The sequence below is a fragment of the Cellulomonas sp. GbtcB1 genome, assembly GCF_019091725.1.
Classification (GTDB): Bacteria; Actinomycetota; Actinomycetes; order Actinomycetales; family Cellulomonadaceae; genus Cellulomonas.
Genome location: NZ_JAGXJG010000348.1, coordinates 1 through 254, shown reverse-complemented (window position 1 = coordinate 254; position 254 = coordinate 1). Strand labels below are relative to the sequence as shown.

1 pseudogene is annotated in these 254 nt (G+C 76.4%); it reads left to right on the top strand.

The window, feature by feature from the left end:
• Positions 1–23 precede the first annotated feature (23 nt).
• Positions 24–254: pseudogene (locus KVT14_RS20665) on the top strand (endoglucanase); the annotation flags it as partial.

Sequence of the window (254 nt, the reverse complement as noted above, 5' to 3'; positions counted from 1 at the left end):
CGCTCGCCGCGTACGGCGGGCCGGTGCACCTGCGGTTCGCCCACGAGATGAACGCCGGCGGCTACCCGGGGGCGGTGGGCGTCGGCGGCAACACGGCGGGGCAGTACGTCGCCGTGTGGCGCCGGGACCACGACCTCCTGCGCAGCCGTGGGGCGACCCGCGTGGTCCGCGTGTGGTCGCCCAACGTGTCGTTCCCAGGGTCGACCCCGATCGCGTCGGTCTACCCCGGCGCCCAGCCCGACGCAGTCGTCGGC